The 21647-nt window shown below is 37.6% G+C and carries 20 protein-coding genes; 10 read left to right on the top strand and 10 right to left on the bottom strand.

Features of this window, described 5'->3' with window-relative positions; all coding sequences use genetic code 11:
• Positions 1-128 precede the first annotated feature (128 nt).
• A complete protein-coding gene (locus tag HU137_RS00260; protein WP_182041809.1) occupies positions 129-641 on the top strand; it encodes a hypothetical protein in 513 nt (170 codons plus the stop codon).
• Between the two features lie 51 nt (positions 642-692).
• Entirely contained in the window at positions 693-1241 is a 549-nt protein-coding gene (locus HU137_RS00255; protein ID WP_182041808.1) for a hypothetical protein, read from the top strand.
• Positions 1242-1315: 74 nt separating this feature from the next.
• Here HU137_RS00255 and lat read toward each other — a convergent pair whose 3' ends face one another.
• Positions 1316-2614 (bottom strand): L-lysine 6-transaminase, encoded by a 1299-nt coding sequence (gene lat / locus HU137_RS00250; protein ID WP_182041807.1) that lies wholly within the window; start codon positions 2612-2614, stop codon positions 1316-1318.
• 64 nt (positions 2615-2678) lie between these two features.
• Positions 2679-3623 carry a UDP-3-O-(3-hydroxymyristoyl)glucosamine N-acyltransferase gene (locus HU137_RS00245; RefSeq protein ID WP_182041806.1) on the bottom strand — a complete coding sequence of 315 codons (945 nt, stop codon included), beginning with the start codon at positions 3621-3623 and terminating at the stop codon, positions 2679-2681.
• Positions 3624-3764: 141 nt separating this feature from the next.
• Here HU137_RS00245 and HU137_RS00240 point away from each other — a divergent pair, with 141 nt between their 5' ends.
• Complete coding sequence (locus tag HU137_RS00240) at positions 3765-4412, top strand: OmpA family protein (RefSeq protein ID WP_182041805.1); 648 nt, start codon at positions 3765-3767, stop codon at positions 4410-4412.
• A gap of 48 nt (positions 4413-4460) precedes the next feature.
• Here HU137_RS00240 and HU137_RS00235 read toward each other — a convergent pair whose 3' ends face one another.
• Positions 4461-6365 (bottom strand): endonuclease, encoded by a 1905-nt coding sequence (locus HU137_RS00235; protein WP_182041804.1) that lies wholly within the window; start codon positions 6363-6365, stop codon positions 4461-4463.
• 192 nt (positions 6366-6557) lie between these two features.
• Entirely contained in the window at positions 6558-6764 is a 207-nt protein-coding gene (locus tag HU137_RS00230; protein ID WP_182041803.1) for a hypothetical protein, read from the bottom strand.
• 152 nt (positions 6765-6916) lie between these two features.
• Here HU137_RS00230 and fumC point away from each other — a divergent pair, with 152 nt between their 5' ends.
• On the top strand, positions 6917-8302 hold the full coding sequence (fumC, locus tag HU137_RS00225) for a class II fumarate hydratase (RefSeq protein ID WP_182041802.1): 1386 nt from the start codon (positions 6917-6919) through the stop codon (positions 8300-8302).
• Positions 8303-8363: 61 nt separating this feature from the next.
• Here fumC and HU137_RS00220 read toward each other — a convergent pair whose 3' ends face one another.
• The 5 genes from HU137_RS00220 to HU137_RS00200 all read right to left on the bottom strand — a co-directional run bounded on the left by HU137_RS00220 (position 8364) and on the right by HU137_RS00200 (position 13801).
• Positions 8364-9176: a hypothetical protein gene (locus HU137_RS00220; protein ID WP_182041801.1), complete on the bottom strand. Its 813-nt coding sequence runs from the start codon at positions 9174-9176 to the stop codon at positions 8364-8366.
• Positions 9151-9288 carry a hypothetical protein gene (locus tag HU137_RS00215; RefSeq protein WP_182041800.1) on the bottom strand — a complete coding sequence of 46 codons (138 nt, stop codon included), beginning with the start codon at positions 9286-9288 and terminating at the stop codon, positions 9151-9153. The genes HU137_RS00220 and HU137_RS00215 overlap by 26 nt, the downstream gene beginning before the upstream one ends.
• 81 nt (positions 9289-9369) lie before the next feature.
• Entirely contained in the window at positions 9370-11007 is a 1638-nt protein-coding gene (locus HU137_RS00210; RefSeq protein ID WP_182041799.1) for a S8 family serine peptidase, read from the bottom strand.
• Positions 11008-11074: 67 nt separating this feature from the next.
• On the bottom strand, positions 11075-13399 hold the full coding sequence (pbpC, locus tag HU137_RS00205) for a penicillin-binding protein 1C (protein ID WP_246361455.1): 2325 nt from the start codon (positions 13397-13399) through the stop codon (positions 11075-11077).
• 81 nt (positions 13400-13480) lie between these two features.
• Positions 13481-13801, bottom strand: a complete 321-nt coding sequence (locus tag HU137_RS00200) for a c-type cytochrome (protein ID WP_182041798.1) — start codon at positions 13799-13801, stop codon at positions 13481-13483.
• Positions 13802-14023: 222 nt separating this feature from the next.
• Between HU137_RS00200 and HU137_RS00195 the strand changes: the two genes are divergently transcribed.
• Positions 14024-15310 carry an adenylosuccinate synthase gene (locus HU137_RS00195; protein ID WP_182041797.1) on the top strand — a complete coding sequence of 429 codons (1287 nt, stop codon included), beginning with the start codon at positions 14024-14026 and terminating at the stop codon, positions 15308-15310.
• Here HU137_RS00195 and HU137_RS00190 read toward each other — a convergent pair whose 3' ends face one another.
• Positions 15311-15628 carry a hypothetical protein gene (locus tag HU137_RS00190; protein ID WP_182041796.1) on the bottom strand — a complete coding sequence of 106 codons (318 nt, stop codon included), beginning with the start codon at positions 15626-15628 and terminating at the stop codon, positions 15311-15313.
• Positions 15629-15775: 147 nt separating this feature from the next.
• Here HU137_RS00190 and purB point away from each other — a divergent pair, with 147 nt between their 5' ends.
• The 5 genes from purB (at position 15776) to mtgA (ending at position 21610) form a co-directional block, all read left to right on the top strand.
• Positions 15776-17209, top strand: coding sequence for an adenylosuccinate lyase (purB, locus tag HU137_RS00185; RefSeq protein ID WP_182041795.1), 1434 nt, complete (start codon positions 15776-15778; stop codon positions 17207-17209).
• Positions 17210-17298: 89 nt separating this feature from the next.
• Entirely contained in the window at positions 17299-18810 is a 1512-nt protein-coding gene (gene purH / locus HU137_RS00180; RefSeq protein ID WP_182041794.1) for a bifunctional phosphoribosylaminoimidazolecarboxamide formyltransferase/IMP cyclohydrolase, read from the top strand.
• Positions 18811-18892: 82 nt separating this feature from the next.
• A complete protein-coding gene (locus HU137_RS00175) occupies positions 18893-19387 on the top strand; it encodes a hypothetical protein (RefSeq protein ID WP_182041793.1) in 495 nt (164 codons plus the stop codon).
• 131 nt (positions 19388-19518) lie between these two features.
• Positions 19519-20805 carry a phosphoribosylamine--glycine ligase gene (purD, locus tag HU137_RS00170; protein WP_182041792.1) on the top strand — a complete coding sequence of 429 codons (1287 nt, stop codon included), beginning with the start codon at positions 19519-19521 and terminating at the stop codon, positions 20803-20805.
• 115 nt (positions 20806-20920) lie between these two features.
• The gene (gene mtgA, locus HU137_RS00165) at positions 20921-21610 is read left to right on the top strand and encodes a monofunctional biosynthetic peptidoglycan transglycosylase (protein WP_182041791.1); all 690 of its coding nucleotides are present in this window, start codon (positions 20921-20923) and stop codon (positions 21608-21610) included.
• The last annotated feature ends 37 nt before the right edge of the window (positions 21611-21647 follow it).

Here is a 21647-nt window from a genome sequence, read left to right as displayed (position 1 = left end):
CATGGAATGATAGGAAATATAGTTCCAATTCTTCTTTAAAATACCCATTAGTCGGTATTTTCTAATTTAAAAGTCCCTTTTATTTTCGCTGAATTAATTTCTCAATTCATAATTAAAACGTAATCAGTATGAAAAAATTTTTAATTGGATCTTTATTGGGCTTATTTGCCTTTGGTTTTTCGAATGCCCAAAATAATTTCGAAATCGGTGTATTTTTTGGCACGACCGTAAATGAGGTATACGGTAGCAGGAGCGGAAATATAGGAGGTGGTGTTGCCTATTATTTTCAACCTGTTGAAAATTTAAGATTAGGTCCGCTCGTTTTATATGATCAATTTATAAGCAATGACACCTATGGAATTGATGCAGGCTTTTTGGATATTGCAGCTTCTGCCAAATACAATTTTATTCCTGCTTTGTTTGGTGGTTTGGATTTAGGATATGCCGTGGCATTGGAAGATGGATACAACGGAGGATTTATGGTGCGCCCACGTTTTGGTTGGAGTACAAAATTGACCGATGTATACATTTCATATAAAGGGATTTTGGCAACACAAGATTATTATCAGGACACGGAATATAATTTCACCGCGGTCAATAGTTTATCCTCCGTTGCGCTTGGATTGAATTTTAAATTTTAACATTTGGCATTGTATTTGAAAATTGTATCCACAAACAATAAAAGTACAATTATGAAAAAAATCGTTTTAGCTGCATTTCTTGGTATTTTTAGTTTTGCAGGATTACAAGCACAGGAAGGAACCTTTGAAGTTGGACCTTATTTAGGAGCACCGGTGGGTGATACAGACGGAACAAGTGTAAATACGGGTGTTACTTTTGGATACTATTTTGGTGTTATTCCTAAATTAAAAGTGGGGCCTATGATCGGTGTGGATCATTTCTTCGGGAAAGAATACGATCGAGGAGGGTATCATTTTGACAAAGAGGATAAAACTTTTATTCCGATTGCTGCATCAGCAAAGTTTAATTTTACCGAGCGTTTTTATGCCGGTTTGGATTTAGGGTATGCAATCGGTGTAAGTGATGCTGCCGGTAAGGGTGGATTTTTAGCACGTCCACAAATCGGATTCAGTCTGCCGATGGTGGATATCTACGGATATTTTAAAACCATTAATTATGCATATGCAGACGATTATTGGGATGAATACGATGGGCCGGAAGATTGGGATGATAACTGGAACTTAGGTTCAGTGGGTGTAGGTGCCGCATTTAAATTCTAATCCATTTATATAAAATAAAAGTCCCGAATTCATCGGGACTTTTTTATGTGGTTTAATTTGAATTTAAATTCGAATTATAAAATGCTTTCAATGATTTCCAAAGCTTTTTCCAAATCTTCTCTTTTTACATTTAAATGCGGACGGAAACGTACGGATTGCGTTCCACAAGGAAGCACGATCAATTTGTTTTCAAAACATTTGTTGATAAATGCACTTCGATCTTCATCTGAAGGTAGATCAAAGGCAACAAAAAGTCCCATTCCACGCACATTGGTCATATGAGGATGTTTGGCTTGTAATTTTTCCAATTCTCCTTTTAGAAATTCTCCTTGAACCCGTACATTTTCCAAAAGATTTTCTTGTTCGATGACTTCCAAAATCAATTTGAAACGCAACATATCGATGTAATTTCCACCAAATGTAGAGTTGATACGACTGGATTCTTGAAAAACATTATTTGGAACTTGGTCCAACTTTTCTTTGTTGGCTAGAATCCCGCAAACTTGGGTTTTCTTTCCAAATGAAATGATGTCCGGCGTGATGTCATAATTTTGGAATCCCCACATTTTTCCGGTCAATCCGATTCCGGTTTGGACTTCATCCAACACCAAAAGGATTTCGTTTTCGTCACAGATTCGTCTTAATTCTTTGAAGAATTCGTTTCTGAAATAATTATCTCCACCTTCCGCTTGAATGGTTTCGATGACGATACAGGCGATTTCATTTGGATTTTCAGCAATCGCATTCACGATTTGGTCAATTGCTATTTTTTCATTTTCAATCGTTTGGGCTAAATTTTCGTCCGTAATCGGAAAATACAATTTAGGATTGAGAATTCTTGGCCAATCAAACTTTGGAAAATACATGTATTTTCTCGGATCTTTGGTATTGGTCAAGGTCAAAGTATAACCTGTACGTCCGTGAAAAGCTTGTTGGAAATGGATAACTTTTCCGGCTTCAGTTTCAATTCCTTTGGATTTGTTCAACCTCGTTTTCCAATCAAATGCGGCTTTTAACGCATTTTCAACTGCCAGCGCTCCTCCTTCTACGAAGAAAGCGTAGGATAATTCTTCTGGAATGGCGACACGCTCAAATGTGTCTACAAAATCAGCATATTCTTCTGTATAAACATCCGAAACCGTTGGTTTGTTGATGGCCATTCGACCTAGAAATTCTAAATTTTTCACCAAATGCGGATGGTTGTACCCGATGGAAGCCGATGCAAACATGCTGAACATATCCAAATATTCATCTCCATTTTCATCGACGATATACGAACCATTTGATTTTACGATATCCATTACAATCGGATATCCATCGGCCAATATATGTTTTCCTAATCTTTCGTGTACGTTCATTGTTTGTGTTTCCATAAATAATTGATTTGTCTGCTTATTGCAAACATAAGAATTTATAGGAAAAATTTTAGGATTTTAATCAGGAATTCCCTTCTTTTTTGCGATTCAAATAATCGTTGACCAAAATTTGATTGGCTGCCAATTTTTTGTACATCTTTCGCGCTTCTTCAGCCGGAGAACCGAAATAAGATTTTCCTTCTTCCAAATCATGTCCGACTCCGGATTGCGCCATCACCACAACTTTATCGGCTATCGTAATTCCACTTTTGATCCCAACTTGCCCCCAAAGCGTAACTTCATTGCCGATGACCACACATCCTGCAATTCCGACTTGGGAAGCAATTAAACATTTTTTTCCGATAAGCGTATCATGGCCGATTTGAATCAGATTGTCCAATTTCGATCCGTCACCGATGGTTGTCGAAGCCGTAACACCACGGTCAATCGTACAATTGGCACCGATTTCTACATCGTTTCCAATCACCACATTTCCGACGGATTTTAATTTGTCAAATCCCGTTTCTCGTTTTTTGTAATAAAATCCATCACCACCCAGAACCGTTCCCGAATGAATGATTACGTTGTCACCGATTACCGAATCGTTTCCGATGGAAACGTTGGCATGAATCAAACAATTTTTTCCAATTTTCACATTTTGACCGATGAAAGCTCCAGGCTGGATGTGTGTTCCTTCTCCGATTTGAGCTGTTGGAGAAATGGATTGATTGGAAGTTTTAAACGAATTAAAATGCTGACCGATTTTTACAAAATCCCGAAATGGATCATCTGATATCAACAAGGCTTTTCCTTCAGGACAATCCACCTCTTTGTTGATCAAAACCACCGTAGCTGCGCTTTGTAGTGCTTTATCATAATATTTGGGGTGATCTACAAAAACGATATCACCCGGTTCTACGACATGGATTTCGTTTAGCCCTTCGACAGGAAAATTTTCATTGCCTACATATTGGGATTGGATGATTTCGGCGATTTCTTTTAAAGTATGGATTTGTGGAAATTTCATTTGATCAGAATTATTTGGAAGCACAAATATATTTTTTTCTTTTTGGAATGTTTCTTTTACCTTCGAAATAATATTGGATTCATTTGGAATAATAATTGAACCAAAGATTTAAAATATAAAAACTTTAAAAATCAATAGATCATGAAATTACAAAAAGGAATTTTGGCTGTTTTAGTTGCTAGTTCGTTGGCTTTTACAGCATGTAAATGTGAGAAAAAAGAAGGAATCGTGGCTCCGGCTGAAGAAACTGCAACTGTTGATACTGCAACTGCAACAGTTTCCAAATTGGATGCAGACGGAAATTATATTTATGACATCGGAGACAATACTGAATTTACATTGCCAGATGGATCCAAAATGGCAGTTGGTGAGAATTCAACTGAAAATAAATTATTTGCGATGTTAAATGATGCCAATTTTGCAGTGAGCGATGATAAAACCCAAGGTTGGGTGACGCTTGACCGGGTTTATTTTTCTACTGGAAAAGCAGATTTGACTGCCAACTCTGAAGCGCAAGTAGCCAATATCATCACGCTTTTAAAAGCATTTCCAACCGCTACCGTAAAAGTAGGTGGTTATACAGACAACACCGGTGATGCGGCAGTCAACCAAAAGGTTTCTACTGAAAGAGCCAAATCAGTTGCCGATAAATTAATCGCGGGTGGAGTGGAAGCTGCAAGAATCGAAAGTGAAGGCTATGGAGCGCAACATTTTGTTTGTCCGGCCAATGATTCGGATGAATGTAAAGCCCAAAACCGTCGTGTGGATTTGAGAATTACAAAAAAGTAATTTGAAATAAATAGAATAGAAAAAGCGCCCAGATTTGAGCGCTTTTTTTTATTTCTTGATGAAATGATGGGTTTCATCGTCCAATTGAAGGATGTAAATTCCGGTATTCAAATTGGAAATATCCAATTTATTTTGGGTCTGAAATGGATTTTTTAATTCGATCATTTTTCTGCCATTCAAATCCATGATATTTAAACTTTTGATTTTTTCAAATTCCTCTCCTGCTATGAAAAGTTCATCTCGAGCCGGAACTGGATAGATTCTAAACTTTGTGTATACATCTTCCAATTCTGAAGTTTCCATCGTTCCACCAAGTCCTGCACAATAGTCCATTTCATGCTGTTCCCACTGCGTAATGTCAAAAACATCAGTCGGCTGGTTGATGGTTTCAAGTCTGTAAAGTGAAACATTTTCAAGGGAATTATCCATGTCTTTTACACCAATGGCATCGACGGTTGTATATCCATTATAAGCGAGTTCAACATACTGGATTCCGGAAAAATTCAAAGGTGGCGCTGCAGTGACGAATTGGGCTTGTGAAACCTCATAACAGCTGAAATTGGCATTTGGATGGATGACGACGATGGTTTCTTCTGCATCCAATTTTCCTTCCAATTGAAAACTATCACCATAATAATAGGTTTCATTCGTTGTGCTATAAAATTGTATGTTGAGATGATAACGGTTCAAATTCACTTCATGACCGGTTTTATTGGTGATTTCTATGGCTTTATTGTTCCCGCTTCCTTCCAAATATTTGGTGATGATTAAATCTTTTGCAAATTCATCAGTTTCCAAAGTTGTTACACTTATGTCATTACTGTTTTCCGATTCTAAATAGCCTTTATCATAGGCTTTTACAGTGAAATTATAAATAGTTCCTGGCGTCAAATGATCGATAGAAATATGGGTGGCTTTGGTTGAAATGATGGGTGTTTCTTCTCCGTTCAAGTAAATTTTATAACCCAAAACATCCGGTTCAGGACTTGCATTCCAACTTAAATTGACGAAATGCGCAAATTGTTGTGGAGAATTCAAATCTGTTGGTGCTGATGGCGGAATATCATCGGTAGTTATATCCCAAATGAGCGCCACCCATTCCGGATGATCGATAAATGGATTTCTGTTTTTTTGAATCTCGTAAACCTTGTTATTTCGATCGATTTCTCGTTGAGAAACCGGATCCAGCACATGCCAATTCTTTAGCATTTCGATGTAAGCCGGCTCAAAAGCCCGTTCTTCCGTTCCATCAAATTGGGACCGGTCAGTCTCAGGTGGAGTATCGCCACCATGATTGAATTGGGCAAATTTCCCTTCATACCTTACCGCAAAATACAAAAGTGATCTCGCAACATCTCCTTTAAATTCGTCAATCGGTTCATAAACACGACCATTATAAGCCAATTCTGGAGTTGCATCATTACAGATTTTGGATGAATTGGAAAACGTATAGTAAACCGTATTTCCGCAAACACCATAAGGAAAATTGCTTCTTAATTGGTTGATCCGAGCATCTGCGGGAATTACATGAAAAAGATCTGAATACATCGGATAATTACTCAAACTTCCTATGGAAAATGTACTTTGAGGAACCATGTGTTCTCGGTTGTATCCATTTCCTTCAGCATTTGTGTTGCCGATTAATTCTGTGGAATAGTATTCATAATCATCTGCTCCGGTTGGGATTTCCGAATAAATATCCAATAAAATATACATTCCATCTGATGGATTATTGGAAGGGTCATGATCATAATAAACATCCAAATCGGTTTGTTCATAATATTCCGGCAAATCGTCATAATTCCAATTGTGATTTTTTGAAATGATTTCATGAAGTGCTGATTTCAATTCATAGCCACTTAATCCAACCGTCGCATCATAATAACCTGAAGGGATTTGGGCGTTGATTTGAGTGAAAATAAATAAGAATAAAAGGAGTGATTTTTTTTTCATGCGTTTTTTGTTAATTTGTAAAGATATTATGAATCAGTAATTTACGTTTTAATTTGAATGAAATATTTAGGTTAAATTTTAAATCATTGATGAAAAAATGATTGAAGAATTTTAATGTATGAAATTACTGAAAAACGAAAAATCCCGACTCATTTGAATCGGGATTTTTTATGTTTTGAAATTGAATTCGAATTAATTTTTGCTGTACAATAAAGTTACGCCTTCTTGTTCAGGTAACATCGGACGCACTTCTAAATGAAGTCCATCTTTTCTTTCCTTGGCTTTCATACGGAACCATCCGGTTAACCAAAAAGGGATGATGGAACTGAAGAATAAAATTCCCCAAAATCCACAACATGCCATAAACAAGAAAAATACAAATCCTAAATACTGAGCCATAACACTAATTTTAACTTGACAAAAGTAAAAAATATATTTCATTTCCAAAACGAAACTGAAAATTATCAGTTGTCCGTAAAAATCAATTTTCCTTTCTTAAATTTGAACCTTTAAAAATCAAACAGATACATATAATTTAGAATTTTTATAAAATGGAATTTAGAATTGAAAAAGATACGATGGGTGAAGTGAAAGTCCCTGCCGATAAATATTGGGGTGCACAAACAGAGCGTTCCCGAAACAATTTCAAAATCGGCCCGGAAGCTTCTATGCCAAAAGAAGTCGTTTATGGATTTGCGTATTTGAAAAAGGCTGCGGCTTATGCCAACTGCGAATTGGGTGTTTTACCGGAAGAAAAAAGAAATGCGATTGCAGAAGTTTGTGATGAAATTTTAGAAGGAAAATTGGATGCTGAATTTCCGTTAGTTATCTGGCAAACCGGTTCCGGAACACAATCTAACATGAACGTAAACGAAGTGATCGCTAACCGCGCACAAGTTCTTGCCGGAGGAAAAATAGGGGAAGGCGAACCGATTTTAAAAGCCAACGACGATGTGAACAAATCACAATCTTCCAACGATACTTTCCCAACCGGAATGCACATCGCTTGTTACAAAGCAGTCATCGAAAAAACAATTCCCGGAGTTGAACAACTAAGAAATACCTTAAAAGCCAAATCAGAAGCCTTTAAAGATGTAGTGAAAATCGGACGAACGCATTTGATGGATGCCACGCCATTGACGCTAGGACAAGAGTTTTCCGGATATGTTTCCCAATTGGATCATGGATTGAAAGCTTTGAAAAACACCTTGGAGCATCTTTCTGAACTGGCATTGGGCGGTACAGCCGTTGGAACAGGATTGAATGCACCAAAAGGATACGATGTTCTTGTAGCAAAATACATTGCAGAATTTACTGGATTGCCATTTATCACAGCGGAAAATAAATTCGAAGCATTGGCGGCGCATGATGCGATTGTTGAATCTCATGGTGCTTTGAAACAATTGGCGGTTTCTTTGAATAAAATCGCAAACGACATTCGGATGATGGCTTCGGGTCCGCGGTCTGGAATCGGCGAAATTTTCATTCCGGAAAACGAACCGGGTTCTTCCATTATGCCTGGAAAAGTAAATCCGACACAATGTGAAGCGATGACCATGGTCGCTGCCCAAGTGATGGGAAATGATGTGGCGATTACCATCGGAGGAACTCAAGGTCATTATGAATTGAATGTGTTCAAACCGATGATGGCGTATAACTTTTTGCAAAGTGCGGAATTGATCGGAGATGCTTGTGTTTCTTTTGATGAACATTGCGCAAGCGGAATCGAACCGAATCATAAAAGAATCAAAGAATTGGTAGACAATTCACTCATGTTGGTAACGGCATTGAATACAAAAATCGGGTATTATAAAGCAGCTGAAATTGCACAAACGGCACATAAAAACGGCACAACTTTAAAAGAAGAAGCCGTTCGTTTGGGTTATGTTTCGCCGGAAGATTTTGATGTTTGGGTGAAGCCGGAAGAGATGGTGTAAGCCTATTTGTCCGCCGCGGCGAATGAAAATAGAAATCCCGAGTTTGAAGCTCGGGATTTTTTTATTCGCAGGAATTGATGTAGTTCACAATCATTTCATCAAATAATTCATTGTAAAATAATTCGCTACTATCATTTAAGTATTTCTGATACAATTCTCCTTCAAATTGATCATATGCATCGTCTTTTAATTCTTTTTTTGCGGTTTTCAGTTGATCTTTGTAATCATCTTTATAGGTTTCGGTCAATTCTTTGTAATAAATTTTCTTAACCAATTTCACGAAATCCGGTTGGAAATTGGCTTTGTTTTGGGATTCATGTTGTTCCACAAACTTTTGAAATGCAGGACAATCTTCACCCAAAAGTTTAAAGGAGAGATAATATTTTTCGGTCAATTTTGAAATGGTGAAAAAGTTCCCAAATGTAAAATTGGTCGGTTTGATGCCTTCATTTTTATCGGTTGGTTTGAAATAGAAATGAAGCCCTGAAATGTTACAAGAGCTGTAATTTTTTGATTTGCAAGTTGATTCGATAAAACTGAAAACATTTATTTTTCCATTTGTGAAACGGACAGGCGCAAAAAATTCTGGTACTTCCAAATCTTTTTCCAAATGATTGTCAAATATGATCAATTTTAATTTTTCATAAACAACCCAATGGGATTCTTTGGAACCGGGAAGGTATTCTTTTCGTTCGATTCTTTTTAAATCACTGAACAGGATTTTTTCTTCTTCTGCCTTTTCTGAAGTTTTGAAATAATAAAATTTGTTGGTCAAACCCAATTTGGTTTCAACAGAAGAAAATCCTTCAGCGATCAATTGGGGTTGAGAATTAACAACTTTTTTGTCATCAAAATCCAATTTTTGATGTTCCATCTTCCAGATACAATCTGGCTTCATAATAATCATTGGAACCGATGTTGAAAATAATTTGAGCATTAAGAAAGGATAATTGTAAAAATACAATTGCACAGATCAAGTGTTTCATGGAGGAATTTTTAAGTTCGCAAAAATAAAAAATTCCCTGAAGCCTTGACCTCAGGGAATTTGAATTATAAAAAAATCTCAATTATTTCTTGCCGTAACGCTCATACGCCAAACGAACCGCTTTGTTCACATCGATCACGCCGCCTGTAACCGAAAGATCACTGAATTTGCGTTTGTCTTTTTCAGATCCTACTTCTACTACCACATCTGATTTGTTAACAGAATCAAATAGAACTTCTTTTACTTGTTCCGATGTCATATGTGGAAAATACGCCCAAACCAAAGCTGCACATCCGGCGGCAACCGGAGAAGCCATTGAAGTTCCTTGTGCATAACTATAAGATTGATCTGGAATGGTCGAATAAATCTCTGTTCCCGGTGCGAAAATATCCACTTTTACTGTTCCAAAATTGGAGAAAGAAGCTTTCAATTTTTCAGGATTTCTGGAGCTTGCACCAACCGTGATCCAGTTTTTTGCGATGGATTCCATTTCGTTGTCTTTAAAATTACTCGGATAATTGGTGTTATAATCCAAATCTTTATTGTCATTTCCGGCTGCATGGAACATCAAAACGCCTTTGCTGTCCGCATATTTGATCGCATCATACACCAATTCTCTGTTGGGAGAAAATGCTTTTCCGAAACTCATGTTCAAGATTTTTGCTCCATTGTCAACTGCATAGCGAATTCCTGCTGCAACGTCTTCATCTCTTTCGTCACCGTCCGGAACCATGCGGACAGACATGATTTGAACCAAACCTCCGGCTACGCCATCCATCCCGATTTTATTTCCTCTTGTAGCACCGATAATTCCCGCAACGTGCGAACCATGGAACGCATCCGGGCCTTCCACTTCTGCATTTCCATATCCTTTTATGTCAAATTTTCCTTTGGCAGGATCATATTCTGGATTATAAGCATACAGCAAATCTTTGTTTTCGCTTTCATCGACCATACCAAATTCTTTTTTGGCTTCAGCGATGATTTCAGCCATAGTTTTTCCTTCGAATTCAGGATTATTTGAAATCAGGAAATCCAATTTTGCTTTTTTGTCTTTTTCTTCAGCTGAAGTTTCTGGAAGTGCTTGAACACCGGCTTTTGAGAGTTTCATGTCTTTTGTGTAAGCCGCCAATTCCTCTAAAAATGCCATGATTTGGTTGGCTTCAGCATCATTTCCTGCCGATTTGTTTTTGGCCGAATAATATTTATCAGCCCAAACTTTTCTGGCTTTCAGGTACATTTGGTATTCGACCGGCATTTTGCGCATATTTTCCATATCCGCAGCTTTGTTTCCCGAATCAAATTTAGATTTGTACAAAGTCATCACACGCGTTGCTTCATAAGAATCTTCATTGTAATCCTTTCCGGAAGCATCTGCACAGAAATCCCAACCATGAACATCATCGACAAATCCGTTTTTATCGTTGTCTTTTCCATTTCCGGCTTTCTCTTTTTTGTTGACCCAAATTTCATTTTTTAAATCTTCATGGTCGATTTCTACACCACTGTCCAAAACACCAACTACTACAGTTTTGGGTTTTAAATTTTTTGATTTTAAAAATTCAAGTGCCGAATCAGTTCCCACACCGTAGATGCCGGTTTTGGTGAAATCACTGTGGAACCAATTTCTTTTTTCCAGTTCTTGTTGGTCTACAGTCTCTTGTGCAAAGACTTGAAAACCCATCACCAACAATAACAAAGGTGCAATTAGTTTTTTCATTTTATTAATTTTAATTTATTTGATATGTCAATTAGTTTATGAAGTTTAGAATTTGTTACAAATAACTTCATTCTTTGTTTACAATCGTAATATATTTTTGAATGCGGTTTCCTTCTGTATCGCTAACTGTAATTTTATGTCGACCAGATTCTGGTTTCAGCGCAAGTTTATGAATATTTTGTGTAGTAGCCACATATTTTCCATCCAAATACCAAAAAAGCGATTTTTCAGGCTGATTGTATGCGATTTCAAATATAACCGGTTGTAATTCACCCGAAAAATCTCTCGGAAGATAGAGGTTGGTAAATCTTTTAGGATAAACAAATGCGAATGTGTTTTGATCACCATAATTCAGACATCCTTTCATGAAATTTGGTACGGGTTGATAATCAGGATGGATTTTTTTAAAATAATAGCCTTCAATTGGTGGAAGCACAAATCGATTTTCCGTAACCATTTCACTAATGGGATAACATTCATTTGTAACCCGAAATGTTTTGGTTTTATCCAAATGAATTTTTTGATGATATGGACAAACCGGACCATTTTCTGCTGTGGATGGAATTTCAGTTCGATTAAAAGTTGAGCAATTTTCTCCCAATAAATAGCCGCTTTCCTTACAAGTTTTCACTTCAATCCAATTTTTTTCAGGTTGCTTAAATTTGGAATTCAATTTTAATCGCCCGAAAACATCAAACATAACTGGCGCCGCTGCTTTTACACCGATGATCCCAGGTCTTCCTTCTCCATCTGCATTTCCAACCCAAACGGCTACGACATATTCGGGCGTAATTCCCACCGACCAAGCATCTTTAAATCCATGACTGGTTCCGGTTTTCCATGCGATGTTTTTTCCGGAATATACCTGCCAACCTGTTTCTGATTCCGGCCTTGCGACTTCTTGAAGTGCTTTTACGGTTAAATAGGCTGATGGCGCATTTAACGGATATTTCTTCACATCATCTTCTTTGTTTTTTAAGTATCCGATGTTGGGATTGAATACAAATTGGTTGGGTTTTAATACCCGATAAGCTAAATTTCGATAAGCTTGCGCCAATTCCCAAAGTGTGACTTCTCCACCGCCTACTATTAAAGACAAACCATAGTGTTTGGGCGTTTGGGTAAAGGTTGTAAAACCAAATTCTTTCAATTGATGGTGGAATTTGGCAACGCTGTATTTTTCCAACATATGAACGGCCGGAATGTTTAATGATTTTGCCAGCGCTTCGTCCGCCGGAACTGCTCCCGAATAATTTCGTTCATAATTTTCTGTAATTTCCATCGGTGTGTCAGACAACAACATTTTAGGTAATAATTTTCCTTCTTGAATCATGCTCGCATAGAGAAAAGGCTTTAAAATGCTTCCGCTGCTTCTTTTGGCTTGAATGATGTCTACCTGATTGGAATAAGCATTGTAACGATCATAAGTATTCCCTACATAAGCTTTGACATTTCCTGAATTGATTTCCAATACCAAAACGGCTAAATTATGGATTTCGTTGGCTAGAAATTGCTGTTTGTGATTTTCCACAATTAAACTAACTTGTTCTTGTAAATTTGCATCCAGCGTCGTTTTCAGACGTTTTCCTTTTTGGGTTTTCAATGCAGTTTGGAGCAAATGCGGCGCAATTTCAGGAAGAGCATTGGGTTTTCCAGGCAATGGTTCCAAAATAGCCAAATCATAATCTTCTTTATCGATGAATTTTTCTTCCCATAATTTTTTAAGCAGTCGGTTCCTTTTTTTGAGCAATAATTCCTGATTTTTTCCCGGAAAAATAAGCGAAGGAGCATTGGGTAAAACCGCTAAAGTAGCCGATTCGCCCCAGGAAAGTTGATGAGCCGATTTGGCATAATACCGCCAAGCAGCAGCGTCCAATCCCACTACATTTCCTCCAAATGGCGCATGGGAAACATAATGATTTAGGATTTTATCTTTTGAATGGGTCAATTCCAAACGAGTGGCTTGAATGATTTCGAGGAATTTCTGGCCATAGGTTCGTTCCGGATTTTGTTTGGCCAAACGAATGGTTTGCATGGTGATCGTACTACCACCGCTGACGATTCCGTCTGATTTTAGATTTTGCCGTAAAGCGCGAAAAAGTGAAACCGGATTTATTCCCGGATGCCGACGAAAATACGCATCTTCAAATTGGGTGATGCAGATTTCAAAACGTTTGGGAACGGAATCGTTTGCAGGGAATCGCCATTGTTCGTCACCTGAAATCGTGGCGCCTAGCAATCGGTTGTCTTCGCTGTAAATCAGCGTGGAAGTTTCTTCTTTAAAAAGTGGTTTGGGAAGGGAAAAGAAAAGGTACCAAATGAAAAAAATCCCAAACATCGTCCAGATTGGGATTTTGTATTTTTGATGAAATCTTTTCAATCTTTGAAACAAAAGTTTAAATTTTCTTCGAATTTAATTCAAATTTGAAGAGTCGGAATGATATTTTCAACAGATTTCTTAGAAAAAAGCAGATTATTCGGAATTCGCAACTAAATATGCCTGAACCAAACGGCCGTCTTCATACCTAAGATCTGTCTTTGGCAACATGCGTTTTAAGACGTTGTTCCATTTCTCAGCATTACGAGAATTCGGATCAAATAATTTATGACATTGGGCGCAATTGTTTTCGAAATGTGTTTTTCCTTGTGCCAATTGGTCTTCCGTAAAATTGGCTTTTACAAATTCCTTTGTAGGCGCTGTTTCTGCACTGGCTACTGTCACGGCTTTGGTTGCACAGGTTACCACAAATAAACTTGCAATCACAAAACCAAATGTTTGAAAAATTGTTTTCATATGATTGAATTATAAATCTAAAGATAAAGAATTGAATTATAGAAATGAAAGGCCGAACTCAATTTAGATTTATACCAAATTATGTTGGAATTCATTAAAAATTTATTCTCTTGAAAACTTCACCATTTTGTTTTCGAATTTATTTGTGTCCAATGGTTGAATCCATTATTTTTGTGCGGTAACAAGCCAATTTTATTTGCGCGCTAAATTTCGATTCAAAAAATGTCCACTTACGTAGTTGTTGGTCTTCAGTTTGGAGACGAGGGAAAAGGAAAAATCACCGATGTACTTTCTGCCAAATCCGATTTTGTCGTTCGCTATCAAGGCGGTCATAACGCCGGGCATACCGTGTATGTAGGTGAAGATAAATTTGTCTTGCATTTATTGCCATCGGGAGTTTTACAGTCCCAAGGGAAATGCATTATAGGAAGTGGCGTTGTGGTGTATCCGCAAAGTTTTTTGGATGAAGTAGCTTCGTTGGAAAGCCGAGGTTTGTCCAGCGATCATATATTCATAGATCGACGTGCGCATATCATCATGCCGTACCATATTTTACTCGATACTTACAGGGAAGAAGCGGCAGGAAAGGATTCCATCGGGACGACCAAGCGTGGAATCGGACCTTGTTATGAAGACAAAGTAGCAAGGGTAGGAATCCGTGCAATCGATTTATTGAATCCAGAAGTTTTAAAAGAAAAATTGGAAATCAATTTAAAAATCAAAAATGCTTTGTTTGAAAAATTATTTGACAAACCGGCATTGGATTTTGATGAAATTTATACGCAATATTTGGCTTACGGCGAACAAATCAAACACCGATTGATCGATGCAGTTGTCGAGGTAAATGATGCCATCGATGAAGGAAAAAATGTCCTTTTTGAAGGTGCACAAGCTTTGATGTTGGACATCGATTATGGAACTTATCCGTTTGTAACTTCCTCTTCACCGTCTACAGGTGGTGTTTGTGTGGGAGCGGGAGTTCCACCGACGAAATTGAAAAATCTTATCGGAGTTTCAAAAGCTTATTGTACGCGCGTTGGAAATGGTCCTTTTCCTACAGAATTGGACAACGAAATCGGCGAACAAATGCGCAAAGTCGGACATGAATTTGGTGCTTCTACCGGACGGCCGAGAAGAACCGGATGGATCGATTTGGTGGCATTGAAACATGCTTGCCGAATCAATGGCATCACGCATTTGGTGATTACAAAATTGGATGTCTTAAGCGGATTTGAAACCATCAAAGCTTGTACGGCTTATGAAACCGAAGACGGTCAAATCATCGATTATTTTACCGCTTCCACTACCAAATTGGATCAATACAATCCGGTGTACAAAGAGCTAAAAGGCTGGAATGAAGACATTTGTAACATCAACTCCTTCAGGGAGTTACCAGATGCTGCGCAAGATTACATCCATTTCATCGAAGAATATTTGGGAATTGAAATCTATTTGGTTTCCGTTGGGCCGGATAGATCACAAAATATCATACGTAAAGAGTTGTTTTAATCATTCCAACTCTTCTTTTCTTCCTTCGATTTCCAATTGTAGTAAAACCCGGGCAGCATGTTCCTCATTAAAAGCCAAATCACCTGCTACGAAAACACCTTTTTCTCCTGATTCAGCATTATGAATTCCATAAACAGTTGATTCATCATCGGGGTTGGACATTCCTTCGTAGCGGTAAATGTAAATGATTTCAAAAACGGAAGGATTTTGTTCGATTTCGCAGCAATTGATGTTGAAATCTTTTACAAATCCTTCATTCTTTAATTCTTCTAGCGCTTCTTCAGCGCCGGCATAGCGGTATTGTTGTTTTGTGTTCATAAATCAAATTTTATCTAAATTAATTAGAATAAGTGGATTGGCAAATCAAAAGAAGTTAATATTCTGTTTAAACTATCCTTAAATTATAGTGTAAAAACTTTTTCCAAACTTTATGAAAGCTTAATTTTGCAAATCAAATCCATAAAAATGAGTCATCACAAATACCAAAACCCACTTGAATCCCGCTACAGTAGCGATGAAATGTTGTATAATTTTTCGCCTGATATGAAATTTTCAACCTGGCGAAAGCTGTGGTTAGCATTGGCTGAAATTCAAAAAGAATTGGGATTGGATATTTCCGATGAACAATTGCAGGAAATCCGTGAAAATATTCACAATATTGACTATGAGGTTGCGGCGAAATACGAAAAACAATTCCGTCATGATGTGATGGCGCATGTGCATACTTTAGGTGATATCGCTCCAAAAGCGAAACCCATCATCCATCTCGGGGCGACTTCCGCATTTGTGGGAGATAACACTGATTTGATCCAAATCCGTGAAGGTTTGATCATCGTTAAAAAGAAATTGGTTAACGTCATCAAAGGATTGAATGATTTTGCGCAAGAATACAAAGATTTACCCACTCTTGGATTTACGCATTTCCAACCCGCACAACTGACAACCGTTGGAAAAAGAGCGACCCTTTGGTTGCAATCCGTTTTATTGGATTTTGAAGAATTGGAATTCCGAATCGATACTTTGCGTTTCCGTGGTGTAAAAGGAACCACCGGAACAGCAGCGAGTTTCAAAGAATTATTTGACGGAGACTATGAAAAAGTCAAAACCTTGGATAGAAAATTGTCTGAACAATTTGGTTTCAAAAAAGTATTGGGCGTAACCGGACAAACGTATGACCGAAAAATCGATGCAGAAGTTTTGGCAACGCTTTCCAACATTGCGCAATCCGCACATAAATTCACAAACGATTTGCGTTTATTACAAAATTTAAAAGAAATCGAAGAACCGTTTGAAAAATCTCAAATTGGGTCCTCAGCGATGGCTTACAAAAGAAATCCGATGCGTAGCGAACGCATTTCAGCCTTGGCAAAATTTGTAATTTCACTCGCTTCAAGTCCGGCAATGGTGGCATCTACGCAATGGTTTGAACGAACGCTGGATGATTCGGCCAACAAACGTTTGAGCATTCCGCAGGCTTTTTTATCAATTGATGCGATTTTGATCATTTGGAATAATATCCTGGACGGAATGGTGGTTTATCCAAAAGTTATTGAAAAACGAATCATGGAAGAATTGCCGTTTATGGCAACCGAATATATCATCATGGAAGGTGTGAAAAATGGAGGTGACCGTCAAGAATTACACGAGTTAATTCGTGAACACAGCATGGAAGCGGCGAAACAAGTGAAAATGGAAGGGAAACCAAATGATTTGGTCGAAAGAATTTTGGCAGACGAACGGTTCAATATCGATAAAGAAAAATTACAACAGGTTTTGGATCCGGTGAATTTCATAGGATTTGCACCGATTCAGACCGAAGAATTTTTGGCAGAACACGTTCAACCAATTTTGGATGACAATAAAGAATTAATCGGACTGGAAACCGATTTGAAGGTTTAATAATTTTCCGATTAGAATTTGAAATAGTGAATTTAGCCTCGATACTTCGGGATTGAATTTCAAACACATAAACTTTAAAAACAAAACAAATGCAAAAGCAAGCACTGATCAGTGTTTCAGACAAATCCAATTTATTGGAATTGGCTCAATTTTTAATTTCAAAAGACTATAAACTTTTGTCTACGGGCGGAACTTTTAATCATCTTCAAGAAAATGGTTTGGAAGTAACCGAAGTGAAAGAAGTAACCGGATTTCCGGAAATTTTAGATGGAAGAGTAAAATCTTTGCATCCGGCGATTCATGGTGGAATCATGGCGCGTCGTGCTGACGAAAAGCACATGGCGACTTTGGCAGAACATCAAATTAACCCGATCGACATCGTGATCGTGAATTTGTATCCGTTTTTTGCCAAAATGAACACCGGACTTTCAGAAGCTGAAATGATCGAATTCATCGACATCGGAGGACCTTCCATGTTGCGTTCGTCTGCCAAAAACTATTATGATGTAACCGTTTTGACAGATGTAGCGGACTACGCAAAAGTCCAACAGGAAATCGAAACCAAAGGTTCTACTTCGTTAGAAACCAGAAGAATTCTTGCAGGAAAAGTTTTCAATTTGACATCGGCTTATGACGCAGCGATTTCAACTTATATATTGAATGATGAGTTTCCTCATTTTTTAGAATCGTCTTATGAAAAAGTGATGGATCTGCGATATGGTGAAAATCCGCATCAGAAAGCAGCCTATTATGTAGACAAAACCGGAAATGGAGCGATGAAAGATTTCGAATATCTGCAAGGAAAAGAACTTTCTTTTAACAACATTCGCGATATGGATTTGGCGTATAAAGTGGTTTCTGAATTTGAAGAAATTACTTGTTGCGCAGTAAAACATTCGACGCCTTGTGGAGTTGCGATTGGAAATTCTGTTGACGAAGCTTACCAAAAAGCGTATGAATGCGATCCTGTTTCGATTTTCGGCGGCATCATTGCATTTAATGCTGAAGTTAATAAGACGACGGCAGAAAATCTGAACAAAATATTTTTGGAAATTGTGATTGCTCCTGCTTTTACAACGGAAGCTTTGGAAGTTTTTAGTGCTAAAAAGAATTTGCGCATCATCAAAGTAAAAAATCCGGTTTCGGACAAAGTCAGTTATGCAAAAGTGGATGGAGGTTTATTGGTTCAAAGCGTGGACAATCAATTTTCTACCGATTTGAAAGTCGTAACCGAAAAACAACCAACTGAAAAACAAATGGATGATTTGGTATTCGCACAAAAAATTGTGAAATGGGTAAAATCCAATGCCATTGTAGTCGCAACTAACGGACAAGCTTTTGGAATCGGTGGCGGACAAACCAACCGAATTTGGGCGGCGCAACAGGCCATAGAGCGTGCAAAACGCGTCCAAACTGAGGAATTGGTTTTGGCATCTGATGCCTTTTTTCCATTCAGAGATACCGTAGATTTTGCGGCGGAAAATGGGATTACAGCTTTGATTCAACCCGGCGGTTCGGTAAAAGATCAGGAAAGCATTGATGCTTGTAACGAACATGGAATTCCGATGGTGTTTACCGGGATGCGGCATTTTTTGCATTGATGAATTAGAATAAAATAATTTGAATATTTTTGAGCCTTCCGGATTTTAAATTTGGAAGGTTTTTTTAAAACAAATTATTTCAATGAAAAATAATCAGCCCATTCTCCTTCTCGGCATCGGTATTTTCTTTTGGTTAGCGATCTCTGGTTTTGGCTATGCGATCAAAAAACTCTTCATGGATTTCATGATGAATATGGAAAATGGTAATGGAATTTGGATTGGAATTATCGGTGAAACATTTGAACTGGTCTTTATCTTGGCCGGATTGAAATATTTGATTCATATATTGAAATCGAAAGTAATAAAACTTGAAACCTTATTTTTTGTGGTAATCGGATTATTATTTTTAAGTCAAATTTTTCAATTTATCATTCCTATTGGTTTTGAAGAATTTTTCAGAAGTGAATTCTATTTTGAAAACCTAGAACTTTTTTACGCCAATACAACTTATCACTTCATCAGTGGCGGAATAGGGATTCTGACTTATATACTGATGATAATTTTAATTTACCAATCACGAAATGATATATTGGCAGAAAAAGACCAAATCGAAAAAATTGGAAATTCAAATTCATAGCATTCATCTGATTCTGTAAAAAAAAATGATTTATTTATAGCAATTGAATTTCAATTTTAAGTTCCAATCTTTTTAAGCGCTTGTTAAAATTATCAGTAAAATTTTCAATCTTTGCAGAGAAAATTGATCAAATGAATTCATCGAACAACCATCATTCTACATCCTATAAAAAAATCCTCATCATCGGCTCCGGCGGTCGCGAACACGCCATCGGTTGGAAATTCTCAGAAGACTTTAAAAAGAAAGGAGAAAGTTTAGAACTATTTTTTGTTCCAGGAAATGCCGGAACTGCTCAAATTGGGACAAATGTTTCTTTGAATTCTCTTGAAGAAATGCGGGATTTCGCAAAGGAAGAATCGATCGATTTGACATTTGTGGGACCGGAAGACGTATTGTCCAGAGGAATTGTCGATTTGTTTCAAGAAGCCGGATTGGAGATTTTCGGACCCGATCAAAAAGCAGCGCAATTGGAAGCCAGTAAAGCTTTTGCCAAAGATTTTATGGCGAAATACGGTGTAAAAACAGCAGCCTATAAAAATTTTCAAGGTCCGATGTTAGCAATCGAATATTTGAAAACACAAGATTTCCCGATTGTCGTAAAAGCAAGCGGTTTAGCGGCAGGAAAAGGTGTCATCATTTGTCAAGATTTTGAAGAAGCCAAAAAAGCGGTTTTGGACATTATGGAAGACAAAACCTTTGGTGATGCGGGAGCGGAAGTTGTAATCGAAGAATATTTAAATGGATTTGAAGCGTCGATTCTTTCCTTTTTCAACGGAAAAGAAATCGTTCCTTTTGTTTCTGCAAAAGACCATAAAAAAATCGGAGAAGGTGAAACAGGATTGAACACAGGCGGAATGGGCGTTCTCGCTCCGAATCCTTTGTTTAAAAAAGAGCATTTCGAAGCTTTTCAAAAAGAAATTTTATATCCGACTTTAAATGGTTTGATCGCAGATAATTTGTTGTTTTCCGGTGTGATTTTCTTTGGCTTGATGATCACGGAAAAAGGCGTTTATCTGTTGGAATACAATTTACGAATGGGCGATCCTGAAACCCAAACGACTTTGCCATTGTTGGAAAATGATTTGTATGAAGTCGTTACGAAATCCAATCGGGGTGAACGATTTGAATTGAATTTTTCCAATCAACAAGCTTGTTGTGTGGTGATGGTTTCGGGCGGATATCCGTTGAATTATGAAAAAGGATTTGAAATCCGAGGTTTGGAAAAGGTCGATTGTCCGTATTTCATTGCGGGCGCGAAATTGGAAAATGATAAAATCCTGACTTCCGGTGGTCGTGTTTTGAATGTGGTTGGAATCGGCGAAACCATGGAAAAAGCAAGGGAAATTGCCTATGAAAACATAAAAAAAATCAATTTTGATTACGAATATTACCGAAAGGATATAGGATTAATCTCATAGTGAACTTTGTTAATCATAGTGTCCCTTGTGGTAAAATAAACCACGAGGTTCACAAAGTTTATCACAAGGAACACAAAGTAAAATCTTATGTTGTTTAGAATTCTTAAAATGAAATATGAAAAAATTTTGGAGAATTTTTAAGAAAACTTTCATCATTCTTTTCATAGCTCAATTGGTTTACATTGTGGTTTTGAAATGGGTGAATCCGCCGATTACGGTAACCCAAATCGTGAGTTTGGTGGAAGGAAACGGATTGAAACGTGATTATATTTCTTACGAAGCAATGCCTAAAAATGCAAAGTTGGCGGCGATAGGTTCGGAAGATCAATTGTTTGCGACGCACAATGGATTTGACCGAAAAAGCATCGAAAAGGCATTGGAATTCAATGAAAAAAAGAAAGGAAAAAGATTGCGTGGCGCCAGTACGATTTCGCAGCAAGTCGCCAAAAACGTTTTTTTGTGGCAAGGCAGAAGTTGGTTCAGAAAAGGATTGGAAGCTTATTTTACTTTTATGATCGAACTGGTTTGGGGGAAAGAAAGAATTCTCCAAATGTATCTGAATGTCTCCGAAATGGGCATTGGGACATTTGGGATCGAAGCAGCTTCGCAACGCTATTTTAAAAAACCGGCTTCGCAATTGACTCGAAATGAAGCCGCAAGAATCGTGGTCAATATGCCTAATCCTAAAAAATACCGAGTGAACCCTCCGAGTGGTTATGTCAGCAAACGCGCAAATTGGGTGGAACGTCAGATGCGGAATTTGGAAGGTGATGTTGAGATTAAGAAATTGTTGGATGGCGAATAATTAATTCATCATTCATCATACATATTTCATAATTGAC

This window comes from Moheibacter lacus (assembly GCF_014042165.1).
Classification (GTDB): domain Bacteria; phylum Bacteroidota; class Bacteroidia; order Flavobacteriales; family Weeksellaceae; genus Moheibacter; species Moheibacter lacus.
This window is presented reverse-complemented; position numbering and strand designations above follow the sequence as displayed.

Coding starts and splice junctions, on each gene's coding strand:
- HU137_RS00190 (WP_182041796.1), bottom strand. CDS start 15,628: ATGAACACAAAACAACAATACCGCTATGCCGGCGCTGAAGAAGCGCTA.
- HU137_RS00260 (WP_182041809.1), top strand. CDS start 129: ATGAAAAAATTTTTAATTGGATCTTTATTGGGCTTATTTGCCTTTGGT.
- mtgA (WP_182041791.1), top strand. CDS start 20,921: ATGAAAAAATTTTGGAGAATTTTTAAGAAAACTTTCATCATTCTTTTC.
- HU137_RS00215 (WP_182041800.1), bottom strand. CDS start 9,288: ATGAAACACTTGATCTGTGCAATTGTATTTTTACAATTATCCTTTCTT.
- HU137_RS00240 (WP_182041805.1), top strand. CDS start 3,765: ATGAAATTACAAAAAGGAATTTTGGCTGTTTTAGTTGCTAGTTCGTTG.
- lat (WP_182041807.1), bottom strand. CDS start 2,614: ATGGAAACACAAACAATGAACGTACACGAAAGATTAGGAAAACATATA.
- HU137_RS00230 (WP_182041803.1), bottom strand. CDS start 6,764: ATGGCTCAGTATTTAGGATTTGTATTTTTCTTGTTTATGGCATGTTGT.
- HU137_RS00175 (WP_182041793.1), top strand. CDS start 18,893: ATGAAAAATAATCAGCCCATTCTCCTTCTCGGCATCGGTATTTTCTTT.
- purH (WP_182041794.1), top strand. CDS start 17,299: ATGCAAAAGCAAGCACTGATCAGTGTTTCAGACAAATCCAATTTATTG.
- HU137_RS00220 (WP_182041801.1), bottom strand. CDS start 9,176: ATGGAACATCAAAAATTGGATTTTGATGACAAAAAAGTTGTTAATTCT.
- purB (WP_182041795.1), top strand. CDS start 15,776: ATGAGTCATCACAAATACCAAAACCCACTTGAATCCCGCTACAGTAGC.
- fumC (WP_182041802.1), top strand. CDS start 6,917: ATGGAATTTAGAATTGAAAAAGATACGATGGGTGAAGTGAAAGTCCCT.
- HU137_RS00235 (WP_182041804.1), bottom strand. CDS start 6,365: ATGAAAAAAAAATCACTCCTTTTATTCTTATTTATTTTCACTCAAATC.
- purD (WP_182041792.1), top strand. CDS start 19,519: ATGAATTCATCGAACAACCATCATTCTACATCCTATAAAAAAATCCTC.
- HU137_RS00255 (WP_182041808.1), top strand. CDS start 693: ATGAAAAAAATCGTTTTAGCTGCATTTCTTGGTATTTTTAGTTTTGCA.
- HU137_RS00210 (WP_182041799.1), bottom strand. CDS start 11,007: ATGAAAAAACTAATTGCACCTTTGTTATTGTTGGTGATGGGTTTTCAA.
- HU137_RS00195 (WP_182041797.1), top strand. CDS start 14,024: ATGTCCACTTACGTAGTTGTTGGTCTTCAGTTTGGAGACGAGGGAAAA.
- HU137_RS00200 (WP_182041798.1), bottom strand. CDS start 13,801: ATGAAAACAATTTTTCAAACATTTGGTTTTGTGATTGCAAGTTTATTT.
- HU137_RS00245 (WP_182041806.1), bottom strand. CDS start 3,623: ATGAAATTTCCACAAATCCATACTTTAAAAGAAATCGCCGAAATCATC.